We start from the raw sequence: 15,285 nt of genomic DNA on the forward strand, positions 1-15,285 counted from the left end.
GGCTGAGTTCCTTTGTTTGATGTCACCATCACAGGCGATGGTGTCCTCATATTGAGGAAAACTTTTATCGCCTGTCTTTACTTTTATTGATCGTGTTAGCCACTAGGTTAGCCAACGTTAGCGTCACCAATGTTGAGGTAGCTTTGTGCCCAAGGGAATACCCATACGAATAGGGCAGCGACGATGGCTGCTATCAGGATCAACGATTCAATGATTTTAAGCCATGTGGGTCCAGGCAGGTGACGGAAAATCCAGTTGTACATTCTGTGTCATTCTCTTTCATTCAAGCGGAGGTTCGCCTACCAGAGCTGAAGGAACTCCAGAGGATTTCTTGGTCCATGATTTGTACTTGAGGTGAACGATGTAACGTTCCCAGTCTCCCCAGTCAGGGTTACATGTGGTCATTGTCATCCAACGTTCAGTGGGCACTTCCTTAAAAGTCAGGTCGCCGGGAACTGGGGCAATGACCTTAACATTCGTCTCATCGTAGGCTGAGTAAATTGCGTAACTATCTACTTCGTAGACAACGTATCGGTCGGATAGTTCAACAACAACAGGGTCGCCTTTTTCTAGTTCGTTGATTCGTAGGAAGCTGTTACCAAATGTCCGTCGGTGCGCGGCGACAGCGTAGTTTCCAATTTCACCAGCAAATGCGGTGTCTCTGTAGTGTCCTGCCCATCCGCTGTTGAGGACATTCATTTCGGTTCCTTCAGCTAGGGGCATACGGTTCCAATCCCATTTGGGAATGTGGAGGACACCGTAGATTTGCCCTGGGCTGAGGGTTTCGTCAAATTTCGGGGGGTCGCCTTCTTCTGATACGCCTTCGTCTTTGGTAACGGGTGCGTTTTCTTCCAGGTATTTAACAACTGCGGCTTTACGCGGTGCTTCAACTTGGACGTTGGTCCATACGACCTGCCAGAAAGCAAAAAGAGCCAATACAATCGCTGCCGTGATGAGCAGCTCACCGATGACTCCAAGGATTTCGTAGAAAATCTTGGAGCCACGTGATGCTTTACGAACATGCGAGCCCAAATCAATCCACCACTTTCGCATAAGAGAGCGTGACATCTTGCGATGTCCTTGGCATGTGGAGGGAATTATCTACCTTCATTTCCCAGCCTAAACCATACAGTGCCACATACTGCAGGTAGTTTGCTACCCGAGGATCAGCGTAAACAGCTCGTGTCAGAGCTTCCGGATTACCTATAGCAGCTATGGTGTAGGGAGGTGAGTATGATGTTCCATCGACTAAAATAACGTTTCCGATGCACCGGATAACAGTTCGTGAAGTCACTCGGATTCCTTGTACTGTCATACTTTCTGCGCCTCCACTCCACAGTGCGTTCATCACATCTTCAATGTCTTGTTGGTGGATGACAAGGTCATTCGCTGTGAGTCCTTCATGGGGGGTGTGGTTCATCGAATCTGTGAGCGTAATGACAACTCCTGGTCCACTGAGTGACTGCTTTGTGGACACCTGTGAGGAGGTTTCTGTGGTTTCAGGTTCAGCCAACTCTGTGAAAGATTGGACGTGATCTGCCAGAGCGTTGTGTTCTTTTTCTAGTTCGTTCACACTATTTTGTCGGCTACGGACTAGGTTCACTAGGTCACCATCAGTGGTGTTGTCATTGTGGAATGCGAGGCGTGCAGGCAGGATGAAAAGGAACCCTGCCGCTAAAGTCACGATAAAAACCGTGATTTTGTGACGGAGGGTGACATATTTCCTGTGGGGAACATGTGATCTACGTTTGAGTATTTTCTGTGCTGATGTGTCGGATATATTGGTCGGAGGTTGCACAGACGGTGTAAGATCATCTTTTAGTTCGTGCGTCATGTCACCTCCTTGCGTAGGGCTTTACGAGTTCTCTCTCTGAGACTAGGCGAGGTGCGGTGTCATTGCTCGTTACACACGCCTAGGACTTTCATCTATGGAAGCTTTGATTGGGAAGGATTACCGTGCCTGAGTCTCGGAAACGTCAAAAGAACGGTCATGACGCCGCTGAAGATACCTCTATTCCATCGTGGACGGATGGTATTCCTTTGTCGCCTAGCTGGTGGGCTCCCACTTTTATTACATTGCTGCTTATAGGTTTGGTATGGCTGCTGGTGTATTACATTTCCGGTGGTTTGTATCCAATTCCTCACATTAACTGGTGGAATTTAGTGATCGGTCTTGGTGTCATGATGGTTGGTTTCATTATGACAATGCGTTGGCGCTGATAACGTACTACTCGTAGTGAAGGGCACCGCAGACGCGGTGCCCTTTGTTGTTTTCTGCGGTTTATTACCGAGCGTGCATGGGAGAGCGCAAAGCACCTCACATTCACCTGACACATAGTTATCCACAGGTTTATGCACAGTTGAGGATAAATAACACGGATGTATTTCCGCTGTTTATCCCCTATGCAAACCTACATGACAGATGATTGAGGGTTTAGGAACCCAATACCTCAAATATCACCCGATATATCAGCGCAATCAGCGCGCACATGGCAACAATCATGCCGACAGACGCTAAAGCTGAACGTATCTCTTGCTGACGAGCGGTTAGACCTGGGCGAGGCTGCATCAACATAATAAGCACCCACGCCACCAACAATCCGGTGAGCATTCCTCCCGCATGGGCCTGCCACGAAATATTGGGAGCGATAAAACCATATAAAAAGTTCACCACAAGCAAGCCGATAATTGACCTCGTATCTAAACCTGCTCGCTTTTGTATAACAAAAATCGCCGCGAAAAGCCCGAAAACCGCACCTGAAGCACCGACCGTTATCTGGTTATACGTACCCGGCGCAAATAGCACCCACGCCAATACAACCGCAGAACCGCCGATAGCACTCAAAACGTACAGGATAATAAAACGCCACTTACCAAGGATTTGCTCAAGCGACATGCCAACAAAGTACAGCGCTGACATATTGAACAAGAGATGCACGATGCCGCTATGCAGGAAAGCAGTGCTCAAGAAACGCCACGGCTGAATCAGCCCCACCAGTGGTGTGAAAGCCATGTATTGCCATAGGAGCGGTGATATCACTCCGCACACATACACCACAACACATGCACCCATCAGCGTGTAGGTGACATACGGTGTCGTATGACGGATCTGTACTCGTTTCTGTCCTGAACATTCCACGCAGATGGAACGTACCTCTGTTGGAATTGCACAATCAACGCACATTGGCCGATTGCACCGTTTACAGTAGTCAACGGAACGTACCGATGGGTGTCGTGGACACGGTGGCGCGGCAGAATAATTTGACCGCTGACCGTAAAGCGCAGAACCGTTCACATGTTTTCCTTTCACTCGTATATCCATCATGAGCTACAAGCCAACATATCCGCATGTTTTACACATAAATAAGTGAGGCCGGAGCAGCTCCCCGACCTCACTGACATGACTTCACGCGTAGGAAATCCTTGCGGAAGTATGCGTTTTTATTCATTCACCTCAACTGAAGTGATACGAACTTCTTCAATAGGACGATCATTACGACCGGTAGGAACAGAAACAATCGCGTCCACTACTCGCTTGGATTCTTCATCAATGACACGCCCAAAGATCGTGTGGTTTCCGTGCAGCCATGGCGTAGGTGCAACTGTGATAAAGAATTGTGAACCGTTTGTCCCTTGTCCCATACGCTTACCAGCATTTGCCATTGCGAGGAGGTAAGGCTCATTGAAAGTAAGCTCTGGACTAATTTCATCATTGAAAGTGTAACCAGGGCCACCTGTGCCGGTTCCTAAGGGATCACCACCTTGAATCATGAATCCAGGGATTACTCGGTGAAAGATCACTCCATCATAAAGGGGACGCGAGGTTTTCTGACCGGTAGCAGGGTCCATCCATTCGCGCTGGCCAAGGGCAAGATCCACGAAGTTTTTTACCGTGTAAGGAGCTTGCTTTGGGAAAAGTTCAATGCGAATATCACCAAGAGTGGTGTGAATAATAGTTTCCATGTACTCAATCGTCGCAGACAAATAGCTTTTTCGACGAGCAGCACATAATCTCTTGTCTCACTTAGGCTGCATGTCACACTTCTTCAAGGCACAATAGAGAGTGTTCGTGTTGGCTTGCGCGCTCATTGAGGTTTTCCACCCTCGGCGCACAACATACGAGGAAGGCAAACCTTATGGCAAAGACTCCACCGACCGACAAATTAAAAACAGAAGCACTGCAACTACGTGACACTGTTGCTTTACATGCTGGACGTGTTGCTGTTGCTGCAACAGATCTGGCTGAGCAGGGCCTTGATTGGGCTGCCCCACGCGCACAAGCCGCCCTTGAAGAGGCCATTAAACGCGCGACACCACTGGTTGAGTCAGCTGCTGACAAAGCCATTGATGTTGCCGAACGCGTAAAGCCTACCGTTGAAGAAGCTCGTCACAATGTTGTTGACGATTACCTGCCGCGTATTAATCGCGCAGTTGAAGAATCCGCATCCGCACTGAAAAGAGATATTCCCTTGACTGACCGCGCCGAACTTGCCCGTAAAGCATCCGTTACCGCTTTAACAACTCCCACACGTAAAGTACGCCGCAAGCGCCGTTTCCTGCGCACCCTCGGTTGGACCGCAGCTACAGGTGTTGTTGTAGGAGCCGGTTATTTACTGTGGAAACGTAGCCAGCCTATTGAAGACCCTTGGGCAGAAGAATACTGGGCTGACTTAGATTCTGAGAGCGTTGTTCCTTTAACGGAGGCTGAAAAATTAGAGGATCTGGACGAAATTCCTGCCGCTGAAGACGAGTGATCCTGCTTATCAGCATATTTCTTTGCATCTTTTCACATATGGGGTGAGCGTGACATTCGTGTGACGTTTGCCACATATGCGCATTGTTGCGGACCGTAGGTTCTTCTGTGGATATTCGCTTTTCCTCGCACGCGCCGTAATTGATTCAGTCAATTCCCAGCAAATGACGAGTAACGCGCAACACCCCATCCTCGTTATTTGAAGGCGCAATAAAACGAGCAGCATCAATCACATCAGGGTGAGCATTCGCCATTGCGAAAGACCAGTGGGCAGCTTGAAGCATACTGATGTCATTATGGAAGTCACCGAAAACAAGGGTATGTTCAGGACCTATTCCTAAGTGCTGCTGTAGGGCACGGACAGCGCTCCCTTTATCAACACCCTTCATTTGCAGGTCTGCCCAGTTGTGTCCAGAAATCGCGTACTGGTGCGTGTCAGCAAATGGCTGCAATGCGATCTGCGCAATTGGGATAACCGCGTCAAAGCAAAAAACCGCTAATTTAATGACATCATCATCAAGGTCCCCTGATTCCATGCGGTCCAATATTTCGCACTGATCTGTAACGATACGTGTCCGGTGATAGTAGGGAATACAGGAGCGAATAAATTCATCATCACCACGTTCAACGTAGCCACTCACTTTACCGCACATCATCAGGCCCGCATTCACGCCTGTGGCTACACATTCACGTACTCGACGAATAACTTCACGCACGGTTGCATGATCCATTGCAGCTGAAGAAACCTCCGCTCCATCACGCAGGACAATCGCACCATTTTCAGCAATTACCGTCATAGGTTCGCGTACACGTTCAAACATGTCCAGAAGCGTCCAGCATTGCCGGCCAGAGGACGGAGTGAAAATCACATTGCGTTCAGATAGTTCACGCAGAAAAGACCACATTTGTTCAGGCATTGACTTGTCATCATGCAGCAGTGTGCCATCCATATCGATCGCTACAAGTCGAATATCCACATCGCGCGGTAAGGACTCATAAGGGAAAGCAGGTGACGCACTCATGTACTCATTCTCCCAGAATCTGTAAGACACTTCCCTTACACACAAAGCCATTTCGCATCGCTTTAATACAGCTCACATTCCCTGTAAAAACAGGAACACATATGTTCCACAGTGAACGTTCCTCCTTTGGCTTTAGGCACACATTCTTGCTACGGTCATGGCGTGTCACTTCCACGCTTATCTTCCACAGTTGGAGCAATCCCAACTCCACACCCGCATACATCAGCTTCTGGGCGCGTAGCACAGGTCCTCCTACGCACGTGGGCTGCCGCTACGAACCTTCTGATCTGCGGAAGACGTTTCCTCCTCCTGACACCGCCCGAATCTGAGCAAACGAATTATCAGGGATACGTGCCTATTGCGGATGCCCTTGACGATCTGCTCACAGGTTTAGGGGCCCATGCGCATCACGGGCACGGCCTCAATGATGCCCCACTGCCACTTGCGCACTACGCAGCTATTTTCGATTTCACGGGCCTTATAGAAAAACATCCTGAAACTACTGTCGTACACGCTCACTCTACGACGGATATCCATGTCATCGGCCCTGATAATACTGAATTACAGGATCCTCACAGCTCTTGTCCTGCCAGCGCTCAGGCACGTATCGCTTGGGCGCGAGCGCATATGCCTGTCACAACTGCTGCCGTTCAGCGTTTAGCTGAGCGGGGGACCTTAATGGATCAACGTATTGGATTGTCGCTGGTCCTTGAACCTAAAACGGCTGTTCTTGCGCTGCTCCTTCATGAGGCTGGTGCTACGGTCAGTGTTTTTGGTCATGCTGATGAAATCCGTGATGATGTTGCGCACTACCTGCGTCATCAGGGAATACCTGTCTACGGGTATGCGCAGATGAGCGTGCAAGAGGAAAAACATGCCGCTGTCGATTTTCTTTCTCAGCAGCTCACAGTCCTATTGGATGATGGGTCACATCTCATTCGGATGGCCCATGAGGACGCGTACGCGCCTGTTGCTTTACGGCACATGATTGGTGCAGCGGAAGAAACAACTTCCGGTTTGCGTCCTTTGAGGATTATGGAACGCGATTCCGCTTTGAAAATACCTGTTGTTGCCAGTAATGATGCACGATCGAAAACACTTTTCGATAATGCGTATGGGACAGGGCAGTCCTGTCTCTTTACCATTATGGATCTACTGGATGCGAACCATGAGGGGTTACATATGGGTGGCCTGCATGTGCTCGTTATTGGTTATGGTGACGTAGGGCGAGGCTTTGCGCGCCTTATCCGTGCTTTCGGTGCCAAAGTAACGATCTGTGATACGGATTCAGTGCGCCTTCTTCAAGCGTATATGGATGGATATGAGGTATGTATTTCACCTGATGCGGTAGCTGAAAATATGCAGTGGATTGTGTCGGCTACTGGAGTACGTCATACCATCAACAGTTCTGTACTTGCTTGCGCACCTGATGGCTGTGTCCTTTCGGTGATCGGTGGTGTCGCACAGGAAATCGCGTTAGAGGAAGCCATTGCAGCAGGTGCATCATGGGAGCCTACGGGTGATCGGGCTGTGGATATTCTGCGTTTTGCTGATGGTCGTGGACTGAAAGTTATGGATAAGGGCGGGTGTATTAATTGCACAGCCGGTGAAGGTAATCCTATAGAAATCATGGATATGTCATTTGGTGTCCAAACAGCGGCGGTGGAATATTTACTTACCGGTATGAATGCGCGAGAGTCTCGTTTGCATGCTCTCCCCGCTACGCTCGATCATGGGATATCTCAGATGGCTCTTAAGTTTTTTGCTCCTAGCGCTTCTGTTTTATCTGATTTTTCACTCAAACATGATGCTGAGGGCCGCGATACTTTACGGACGTGAGTATTTTTTCATACTTCCCGTCCCTGTGAAACAGGTCTTTTGGGTGCGAGCGCACAGCAACAAAAGCCATGTATCGTTTTACACTCATACACGATGATGTTCACACACAGAAAGCCTTCACTTGTGAATACTTCCTCCGTATCTGAACGTAGTCAGGTGCCAGCTAATGTCCATCTGTGGTCCGCTGATCTTGTTGTCCCTATTACCGCCCCTTCTGTCCTTGGGGGGGCTGTTGCCGTATTAAATGGCCGTATTGAACATATTGGGTCACGCGATTGGGTTATCGCCACTTTACGTGAGCGCGGTATGACGTACACGGAAACTCATGTTCCTGGTGTCCTGTTACCTGGCTTTGTGAATGCGCATACTCATTTGCAGTACACGAATATGGCTGAGGTGGGGTTGCGTCAGTATGATGGTTTCCCTTCGTGGATGGCCGCATTTGATGCTATTTACGATGCGGGGCCTTTAGATTGGGAGACTTCCGCAGCACAGGGTGCCGAGTATATGCTTCGTTATGGAGCTACGTGTGTTGCTGACGTGGTAACGGACCCTGAAGCAGCGAGCGCCCTCCATGATGCGGGGCTGCATGGCGTGGCCTACTGGGAGGTCATGGGTTATTCAAATGAGGAGTGGGCGCAGCGCGGTGTTAGTTCTGTCCATTCGGCCCTTGAAAAAATGCCGACACCCCCTGCGATTGGGATATCACCTCATGCTCCGTATTCTTTAGAAGTTGCTCCCCTGCTGGAAATACCTGATTTAGCGCGCCGTCGTGGTTTACGTTTGCATATTCATTTAGGTGAGGCACAGATGGAAGCCCGTTGGGATGATGTGGAAGGTGGCGCGGCTTTAGCAGATTTGTGGCGCAATGAAAAATCGGCTTCTTTTACTTCCATACGTCAAGCTGGTGTTGGTTTTTCTGCAACTGAATTTGTCGATCAGTTAGGGGTTCTTGGCCCTGACTGTCATATTGCACATGGCGTGTATATGACTGCGGATGATCGTCGTCGTTTGCGGGCGCGTTCAACAGCTGTTGCTTTGTGTCCGCGTTCCAATGCTGTGATTGGTTTGGATGAGCCTCCTGTGGCGGCGTATTTGAGTGAGGGGAATCTAATTGCTGTCGGTACGGATTCTCTGTCGTCTTCGCCTAGCCTCGATATTTTGGAAGATGTAGCGCTTTTGTATGATATTGCTCGTCGTCAAGGGTATGGAAGTTCAGATTTAAGTCGGCGCTTGTTACAAGCTGCCACGCTGGGTGGGGCAACAGCTCTTGGTTTAGCGACCGGACAGCATCGTGTAGGGCAGCTTCAAGCGGGCGCGTTGGCTGATATGGTGGTAGTTGATGTGCCTGTCACAGATGTGATGAGCACTATCGAGTGTGTGGTGCGTGAAGGTGCTGGACGTCAAGTAGCAACAATCATTGAGGGACAGTTGCGTTATGCGGCCACAAATTTTCCTCATGATGATGTTGCAGGTCATTCTGCGGATTCTTCAGTTTTTCCTACGCATACGGTGAAAGGGTGAGGCTTTATCATGTCTGCGGGTTCTCATATTTCTTCTGCACGTGTCCGTGATCTTGCGCGTCTGCATGATCTTCAACCTCATCCAGAAGGCGGCTGGTATAAACGCACGTGGACTGCGCCAACACGTGTGGAAACAGCGCGCGGCAGCCGGGCAACAGCGTCAGCGATTATTTTCTTACTGGATCAGGATGAAGAAGCTGCTTGGCATGTGGTCCTCTCAGATGAACTGTGGTTGTGGCATGGCCCAGGCCGTTTAGAGATTCATCGGGGAGGCACCGGTGACTTTCCTCAAAAAGATCCTGACCCTGTGGTTTTGTCAGGTGAAGATGGGAATTTGCAGGTGTTAATTCCTGCGGGTACATGGCAGCGCACTTTCGCTCGTGACGACGTGACTTTTGCCACCTGTATTGTTTCTCCTGAGTTTTCTTTTGATGATTGGACTCTTGCTCACAGCGCAGATAAATAGAAAATCCTGAAATATCAAAGGAAATCTCGCTTTCTGCATACCTGGTGGCGAATGTTCCCGATGTCAAAATGTGGGTCACATAGCATGTTGCATAGTCTCACTGGATTGACCCTGTTGTATATGCGTCTGCGTATAGCACTAGGCTCACATAGTGCGCGTACACGAAAGGAATCGCGTCACTGAAAAACTCCCCGGAGTTTTTCAGCCCGTCATGTCAACTAACACATAGGACGATCCATGACTCGCTTGAAAACTTTCTCTGCCCTCGCTGCTGTGAGCGCTACCGTCGCTCTTGTTCTTTCTGCTTGCACGGGCGGCTCAACTCAAAGCACTGAAACCGCAACTGCCAGTGGAGAAAGTGGCGCACTGCCAACAGTAACCGCAGGTAAACTCACTATTGCCACAGGTGGGCCAGCTTACAGCCCGTGGGTTGAAAATGATGATCCGGCTTCTGGTCAGGGTTTTGAAGCAGCTGTTGCTTACGCTGTTGCTGACCAGCTTGGGTTTGCACATGACGATGTCATGTGGGTACGTACCACTTTTGATTCTGCAATTGCTCCAGGCGCAAAGGACTGGGATTTCAACCTCCAACAGTTTGCTATTACCGAGGAACGTAAGCAGGCCGTGGATTTCTCATCCCCGTACTACACCACCAGCCAAGCTATTTTGACAACAGAAGGATCTCCTGCCGCTTCAGCAACTTCTCTTGCTGATCTGAAAGGTATTCAGTTTGGTGTGCAAGTGGGAACAACCAGCGCCCGAGTCCTTAAAGAGAAAATTCAGCCCACAAAGGACGCGCTGATTTTCAACAATTCTGTAGATGTCGTTCAGGCACTTAAAGGTGGTCAGATTGATGCAATTATTGTCGATTTGCCAACTGCGCTTCATTTGAACGCCACAGAATTTGATAACGGTAAGATCGTTGGCCAATTTGAAGATGCTTCCGCTGCTGAAAACTTTGGTTTAGTCCTGCCAAAGAATTCGCCGCTAACTGCTGCTGTTACTGCGGCTGTTGATGCTCTTCGCGCAAACGGTTCTTTAGAGAAAATCAAAACACAGTGGCTCTCTGACTCTGTGTCTGTCCCTGTTCTTCAATGATCTTTGAGTCGCCTGCGTGTGCGATGTGACTTCGTATGTAATATCGTCGTACACGTGGGCGGCTTATGGGCATCCACGCCCGCTCTCCTTTTTTACGTCAATGTTCGGCAGTTTCGGTAGGTTCCACACTTTCATGGTTCCTTCTGTGCTGCCTCCATTTGAGGAGCATGTATGGCTCATTCAGACAGTGCCGTGGAAGTGATCGGTGATTTCACGCACGTTGTCACCCCTGTTGAACTGGAACGTCGCAAACTACGGCGATTGCGCGCACTACGAAGTACAAGTATCGCCACAGCGTCTTCAATTGTTGTCGCCACACTGGTGGTTGTGCTTTTAGCTCATTCACCTGGCTGGGCACAGACGCAACAAACATTTTTCTCTCGGAAATATTTCATTGAATCTTTGCCTTCTGTACTTGAGGGTTTATGGCTGAACTTACGTATTCTCGTAGGTGCAGCATTTTTTGTTATTGTTTTAGCTATTTTGCTGGCTACTGCACGTTCATTACGTGGGCCGGTTTTCTTTCCTGTACGTTTCTTGGCTGCCGCTTACACGGATCTTTTCCGCGGTCTGCCGTTTATTGTTGTCCTGTATCTTGTGGGTTTTGGTGTTCCCGCACTTAATCCGACGGTACGTATCCCTATTGCTTTACTTGGTGGTATTGCTTTAGTTCTCACCTACACGTCGTATGTTGCAGAAGTGTTGCGTGCCGGTCTTGAAGCAGTTCATCCATCTCAGCGCGCTGCGGCTCGTTCATTGGGTTTAACTCACGGGCAAACTCTGCGTCATATAGTGATTCCTCAGGCTATACGTAAAGTGACCCCCGCGTTAATGAATGATTTTATTTCTATGCAAAAAGATGTGGGCCTTATTTCCACTCTTGGTGCGGTGGATGCGATCCGTGCAGCTCAGGTTCATCAGGCTATGACATATAACTTCACATCCTATGTGACCGCTGGGTTGCTTTTTATTCTGCTGAGTTGGCCTTTCATTCGTTTATCTGACTGGTACACAGCGCGTCTGCAAAAACGCGAACAAACAGGAGGGACCGTCTGATGTCTGCTGAAAATATGCCTGTTTTGGATGTCAGAGGCGTTGTTAAAGCTTTCGGCACGAATGTTGTTTTGCGTGGCTTGGATTTGGAGATTGCCAAGCATGAGGTCGTCGTCCTTTTAGGAGCGTCCGGTTCGGGTAAATCCACCTTATTGCGCACGGTGAATCTGTTGGAAAGACTCGATGACGGACAAATTTTCCTTTCAGGCGAGGATATTACAACTCCTCATGTGGATGTGAATAAAGTGCGTGCTCGGATTGGTGTTGTTTTCCAGCATTACAACTTATTCCCGCATTTACGTGTCTTAGACAATGTCACCTTGGCTGCACGTAAGGTGCATGGGCATGATCGGGAAGCCGCTGAAAAACGTGGTCTGGAGTTGCTGACTCGTATTGGTTTAGAGTCAAAAGCACGTGAGTATCCTGATCGTTTATCCGGTGGTCAGCAGCAACGTGTTGCTATTGTTCGCGCTTTAGCAACGAATCCGGAGCTGCTGCTGCTTGATGAAATCACTTCTGCTCTTGATCCTATTTTGGTAGGTGAAGTCCTTGACCTTGTACGTGAAGTGAAATCGCAAGGATCAACGATCCTGATGGCAACTCATGAGATAGGTTTTGCTCGTAGTGCCGCTGATCGCGTGGTTTTCTTAGAACGCGGTCGTATTGTGGAGCAAGGGCCTCCTGAACAAGTTATTGATAATCCTCAGGAGAAATCTACTCAGGAATTTCTGCGCCGCGTGTTGCATTAAATTCTTTGCCTATGTGCTGGCTTTATTTTGCACAGCATATGATGAGGGCCTTTACCGCTCAGGTAAAGGCCCTACTTGTTAGTTGTAGTGGTATTTATCAGTTAGCACCAGGGGTGACACTTAATGTGAAAGTGATAGCTTCACCCTGAGGCGGGGTCAATGTGACCTCTGTAGAACCCACAGCAAGTGGCTTAAATGTCGGTTTCTCACCGGCGACAAATTCCACGATTGATGAGTCCGCTATTTCAGCAGTCCACTTGTCAGCATTCTCAGCGATCATCAGGACAAGAGCACGTTGTTCAGGAACCTTTACCTCTGAACCATTGATGGTTTCGGGGCGCTTGGCGATTGGTGCTGGCTGCGAGCTTTGAGCTGCTGCCTTACCTGCTGATTGCATGCCGCTCATATGTGCTGAGGGGGTACTACATGCTGTTAAAGAAGCAGTTGCCATCAAAAGTACGGCAACGGATGTCAAAATCTTTCGTGTACTCATGAAAACAATGCTACTCTCATTCTATTTTTTGGCGGATTTTCGCCAAAATTTGGCCCTACCTGCCTTTGTGTATTCCTTGACTACCATTTTTCTTTTTCTTCACGTAATACATGCTGACTAATCGGTGCGACCACTCCAAAAACCCCACAATGAGGTACGAAGCCCTGTAATACCAACGCAAACAGAACCTATCATCACAAATAGGGACTATTCGGATACGTGTAGGTAAATCATAGGAATCCTAATGAATAGGAAACCCGCGCCAATTGCTCCTGTGACGATTGCAATAGTTGGAATGAATACTTCACATCTACGAACACAGGTAAGTGCTCAACAAGGCGCACCTGAACGCAATAATGCTTGCATATATCTACGCCGCATCAACTGCCCGAATAGCTTGATTCGTCACCGTTGATATGACGGCAGGGCCCACTGCGGCACCAAGCGTCAGTGAAATACCAACCACAATGTCATGTGACTTTTACTGGAGCACTAAGCCTTGTTCATGTAGGACTTCAAGGATTGGTGACAGCTCTGAAGCACCTGTGCCTGCACGTGTGCGTACTTGGTGAGTGAAAGAATCGATTCGCTGCTGAGCCTCACGTAAATCGTAGTATTCGGTGACCAGCGCATCATAGTCAGTTAAAACATCGCTATATGATTCCACATGCGGGTAGGTATCAACGCCTACTGTCACCGACAAGGGTAAACGCGGTTTGTACATCGGTGACTGATCCGGATGGCCGACAAGGAGGCCAAGAATCGGGTAGGTCAAGCGCGGGAGTTTAAGCAGGTCAATAACGCGACGAGGATCAGAATTTAATGAGCCAAGGTAGACTGTGCCCAGCCCCATTGATTCAGCGGCAACAACCACATTTTGTGCGGCAAGCAAAGTATCGTCGATAGCTTCAAAGAACATATTTGTGCGGCCAAATACTTCTGACTCAATTCCGGCTTCGTGACGAATTGTGGCATTTCTATACAGGTCAGCAACAAAAACAAAGAGTTCACCGCGCGTGCCGCCGACATATTTTTGTCCGCTCACCTGGCAGAGTCCGTCACGTATAGACTGGTCGCGCACGTGGATTAATGTGGCTTGTTGTAAGAAAGCTGCTGTTGCCGTGTGGCGTGCCACTTGAAAGAGGGTCTGGAGTTCGTCGTTGCTGACGGGCTGCTCTGTGAATGCGCGGATCGTCCTGTGAGCCATTTGCAGGTCAATTGTTGGATTAGAAACAGGCGTGTTTTCAGGGGTGTGTAGCACCTTCGTGGCCTGTGATAAGTCCTCTTGTGGTGTCATGTCGGTATGCATCGTGGCCTCTTTTCTATGTGCTGTTTTTCTATGCGCTGTGCTTGTGGATCTGTAGATGGCTAGGCAGTTATCGTCACTACCGAGGCGGTGGGAGAATTAAGCCTGCATATTTTTACCCATAGTGTCTGGCAGTCATTGACAGGGAAGTTCCACCATTCACTGTACACCGTAACAGCGGAGGTTCTGGTGGTTTATATGTGCAAGTAGCTTTAAGTACTGGCTATTTGGTCGATTTAGTTAGCAAGCAGCCAGAAAGAGCATAGAATATGGGAATGTCCACCGCATTTGGTTTCAGCACATATGTTTTTGTTGAACGTGTCAGTTCTAACGCAGCAGTCCTCCATCCTTTCCCTGAGCACAATGTTTACGCTGTTGTTAAAGCCCTGAAAGACGCTGGGATTCCTGTCCGTCCTTTTGGAACGCACATGCCCACATATGGTGAGGCAATATATTTCCAAGACACTCCTTTCGATGATGAGTTTTTAGGTGTTATCGCTGATTCATTGACTTTACGAGGCATCGGAGCATACGCTTACAGCCTGATTGAAGAATCTATCGGTGAAGATGATGTGCACCTTTTTGTGCGCTCAGGTCAGATATGGCCGCGCGCAGGCTCTCATGTGGTTTTCACTCGTCTGCACATAGGGGATACTGCGGACGGTCCGATGGCGCGCACGTGGATTTTCGGTGCCTCGTCAGATCTTGAATCACTGACACCTGTTTTGCGTGAATCTTTTGACACAGAACCTGTGAGTGATCCTTCTGGAATGGTTGCGATCGAGCTGCGTCATCCTGAGTTTTCAATGGGTTTGCAACGCCCTGAAGAATTAATGGATCGTGTCCTACAGGTACTCGGCTCTCAAGATTTTGAAGGGCCGGCTTTCTGTGATTATGCAGGTAATGTCCTGTAATCTGCAGAATACTTACGAAACTACGTGTTGTTCCATGTGAAATGGTGTATGCGACAGGTGTGAGCTTGG

At 48.9% G+C, this 15,285-nt stretch carries 18 protein-coding genes; 10 read left to right on the plus strand and 8 right to left on the minus strand.

Going from position 1 to position 15,285, the window contains the following annotated elements; translation table 11 throughout:
* Positions 1-107: 107 nt before the first annotated feature.
* The 3 genes from LRP57_RS06305 to LRP57_RS06315 are packed head-to-tail and all read right to left on the minus strand — an operon-like array spanning position 108 to position 1,834.
* Complete coding sequence (locus tag LRP57_RS06305) at positions 108-263, minus strand: hypothetical protein (RefSeq protein ID WP_231205683.1); 156 nt, start codon at positions 261-263, stop codon at positions 108-110.
* A 16-nt stretch (positions 264-279) separates the two neighbouring features.
* Positions 280-1,053: a class E sortase gene (locus LRP57_RS06310; protein WP_231205684.1), complete on the minus strand. Its 774-nt coding sequence runs from the start codon at positions 1,051-1,053 to the stop codon at positions 280-282.
* The gene (locus tag LRP57_RS06315) at positions 1,034-1,834 is read right to left on the minus strand and encodes a DUF881 domain-containing protein (RefSeq protein WP_231205685.1); all 801 of its coding nucleotides are present in this window, start codon (positions 1,832-1,834) and stop codon (positions 1,034-1,036) included. Before LRP57_RS06315 ends, LRP57_RS06310 begins: the two co-directional genes overlap by 20 nt.
* Positions 1,835-1,956: 122 nt before the next feature.
* On the opposite strand from LRP57_RS06315, the gene LRP57_RS06320 reads away from it, so the two are divergent.
* A complete protein-coding gene (locus LRP57_RS06320) occupies positions 1,957-2,220 on the plus strand; it encodes a cell division protein CrgA (RefSeq protein WP_231205686.1) in 264 nt (87 codons plus the stop codon).
* Positions 2,221-2,434: 214 nt separating this feature from the next.
* On the opposite strand, the gene LRP57_RS06325 is transcribed toward LRP57_RS06320, so the two are convergent.
* Positions 2,435-3,295: a rhomboid family intramembrane serine protease gene (locus LRP57_RS06325; RefSeq protein WP_231205687.1), complete on the minus strand. Its 861-nt coding sequence runs from the start codon at positions 3,293-3,295 to the stop codon at positions 2,435-2,437.
* A gap of 146 nt (positions 3,296-3,441) precedes the next feature.
* Positions 3,442-3,963: a peptidylprolyl isomerase gene (locus LRP57_RS06330; protein ID WP_231205688.1), complete on the minus strand. Its 522-nt coding sequence runs from the start codon at positions 3,961-3,963 to the stop codon at positions 3,442-3,444.
* A 173-nt stretch (positions 3,964-4,136) separates the two neighbouring features.
* Between LRP57_RS06330 and LRP57_RS06335 the strand changes: the two genes are divergently transcribed.
* Positions 4,137-4,754: a hypothetical protein gene (locus tag LRP57_RS06335; protein WP_231205689.1), complete on the plus strand. Its 618-nt coding sequence runs from the start codon at positions 4,137-4,139 to the stop codon at positions 4,752-4,754.
* 145 nt (positions 4,755-4,899) lie between these two features.
* Here LRP57_RS06335 and LRP57_RS06340 read toward each other — a convergent pair whose 3' ends face one another.
* A complete protein-coding gene (locus LRP57_RS06340) occupies positions 4,900-5,775 on the minus strand; it encodes a Cof-type HAD-IIB family hydrolase (RefSeq protein ID WP_231205690.1) in 876 nt (291 codons plus the stop codon).
* Between the two features lie 162 nt (positions 5,776-5,937).
* Here LRP57_RS06340 and LRP57_RS06345 point away from each other — a divergent pair, with 162 nt between their 5' ends.
* The 6 genes from LRP57_RS06345 to LRP57_RS06370 all read left to right on the plus strand — a co-directional run bounded on the left by LRP57_RS06345 (position 5,938) and on the right by LRP57_RS06370 (position 12,503).
* A complete protein-coding gene (locus LRP57_RS06345) occupies positions 5,938-7,614 on the plus strand; it encodes an adenosylhomocysteinase (protein WP_231205691.1) in 1,677 nt (558 codons plus the stop codon).
* A 96-nt stretch (positions 7,615-7,710) separates the two neighbouring features.
* Positions 7,711-9,138, plus strand: a complete 1,428-nt coding sequence (locus tag LRP57_RS06350; RefSeq protein ID WP_231205792.1) for an amidohydrolase family protein — start codon at positions 7,711-7,713, stop codon at positions 9,136-9,138.
* Between the two features lie 9 nt (positions 9,139-9,147).
* Entirely contained in the window at positions 9,148-9,603 is a 456-nt protein-coding gene (locus LRP57_RS06355) for a cupin domain-containing protein (RefSeq protein WP_231205692.1), read from the plus strand.
* 237 nt (positions 9,604-9,840) lie between these two features.
* Complete coding sequence (locus LRP57_RS06360) at positions 9,841-10,701, plus strand: ABC transporter substrate-binding protein (RefSeq protein ID WP_231205693.1); 861 nt, start codon at positions 9,841-9,843, stop codon at positions 10,699-10,701.
* Positions 10,702-10,872: 171 nt separating this feature from the next.
* A complete protein-coding gene (locus LRP57_RS06365) occupies positions 10,873-11,757 on the plus strand; it encodes an amino acid ABC transporter permease (protein ID WP_231205694.1) in 885 nt (294 codons plus the stop codon).
* Positions 11,757-12,503, plus strand: a complete 747-nt coding sequence (locus LRP57_RS06370; RefSeq protein ID WP_231205695.1) for an amino acid ABC transporter ATP-binding protein — start codon at positions 11,757-11,759, stop codon at positions 12,501-12,503. Before LRP57_RS06365 ends, LRP57_RS06370 begins: the two co-directional genes overlap by 1 nt.
* Positions 12,504-12,600: 97 nt before the next feature.
* On the opposite strand, the gene LRP57_RS06375 is transcribed toward LRP57_RS06370, so the two are convergent.
* Entirely contained in the window at positions 12,601-12,996 is a 396-nt protein-coding gene (locus LRP57_RS06375) for a hypothetical protein (RefSeq protein ID WP_231205696.1), read from the minus strand.
* Positions 12,997-13,240: 244 nt separating this feature from the next.
* Here LRP57_RS06375 and LRP57_RS06380 point away from each other — a divergent pair, with 244 nt between their 5' ends.
* Positions 13,241-13,411, plus strand: a complete 171-nt coding sequence (locus tag LRP57_RS06380; protein ID WP_231205697.1) for a hypothetical protein — start codon at positions 13,241-13,243, stop codon at positions 13,409-13,411.
* Positions 13,412-13,477: 66 nt separating this feature from the next.
* Here LRP57_RS06380 and LRP57_RS06385 read toward each other — a convergent pair whose 3' ends face one another.
* Positions 13,478-14,203, minus strand: a complete 726-nt coding sequence (locus tag LRP57_RS06385) for a nitroreductase family protein (protein ID WP_231205793.1) — start codon at positions 14,201-14,203, stop codon at positions 13,478-13,480.
* Between the two features lie 374 nt (positions 14,204-14,577).
* Between LRP57_RS06385 and LRP57_RS06390 the strand changes: the two genes are divergently transcribed.
* Positions 14,578-15,216, plus strand: coding sequence for a hypothetical protein (locus tag LRP57_RS06390; RefSeq protein WP_231205698.1), 639 nt, complete (start codon positions 14,578-14,580; stop codon positions 15,214-15,216).
* Positions 15,217-15,285: the final 69 nt, after the last annotated feature.

Origin of the sequence: Schaalia sp. lx-260, from assembly GCF_021083645.1 — a bacterium.
GTDB lineage: Bacteria > Actinomycetota > Actinomycetes > Actinomycetales > Actinomycetaceae > Pauljensenia.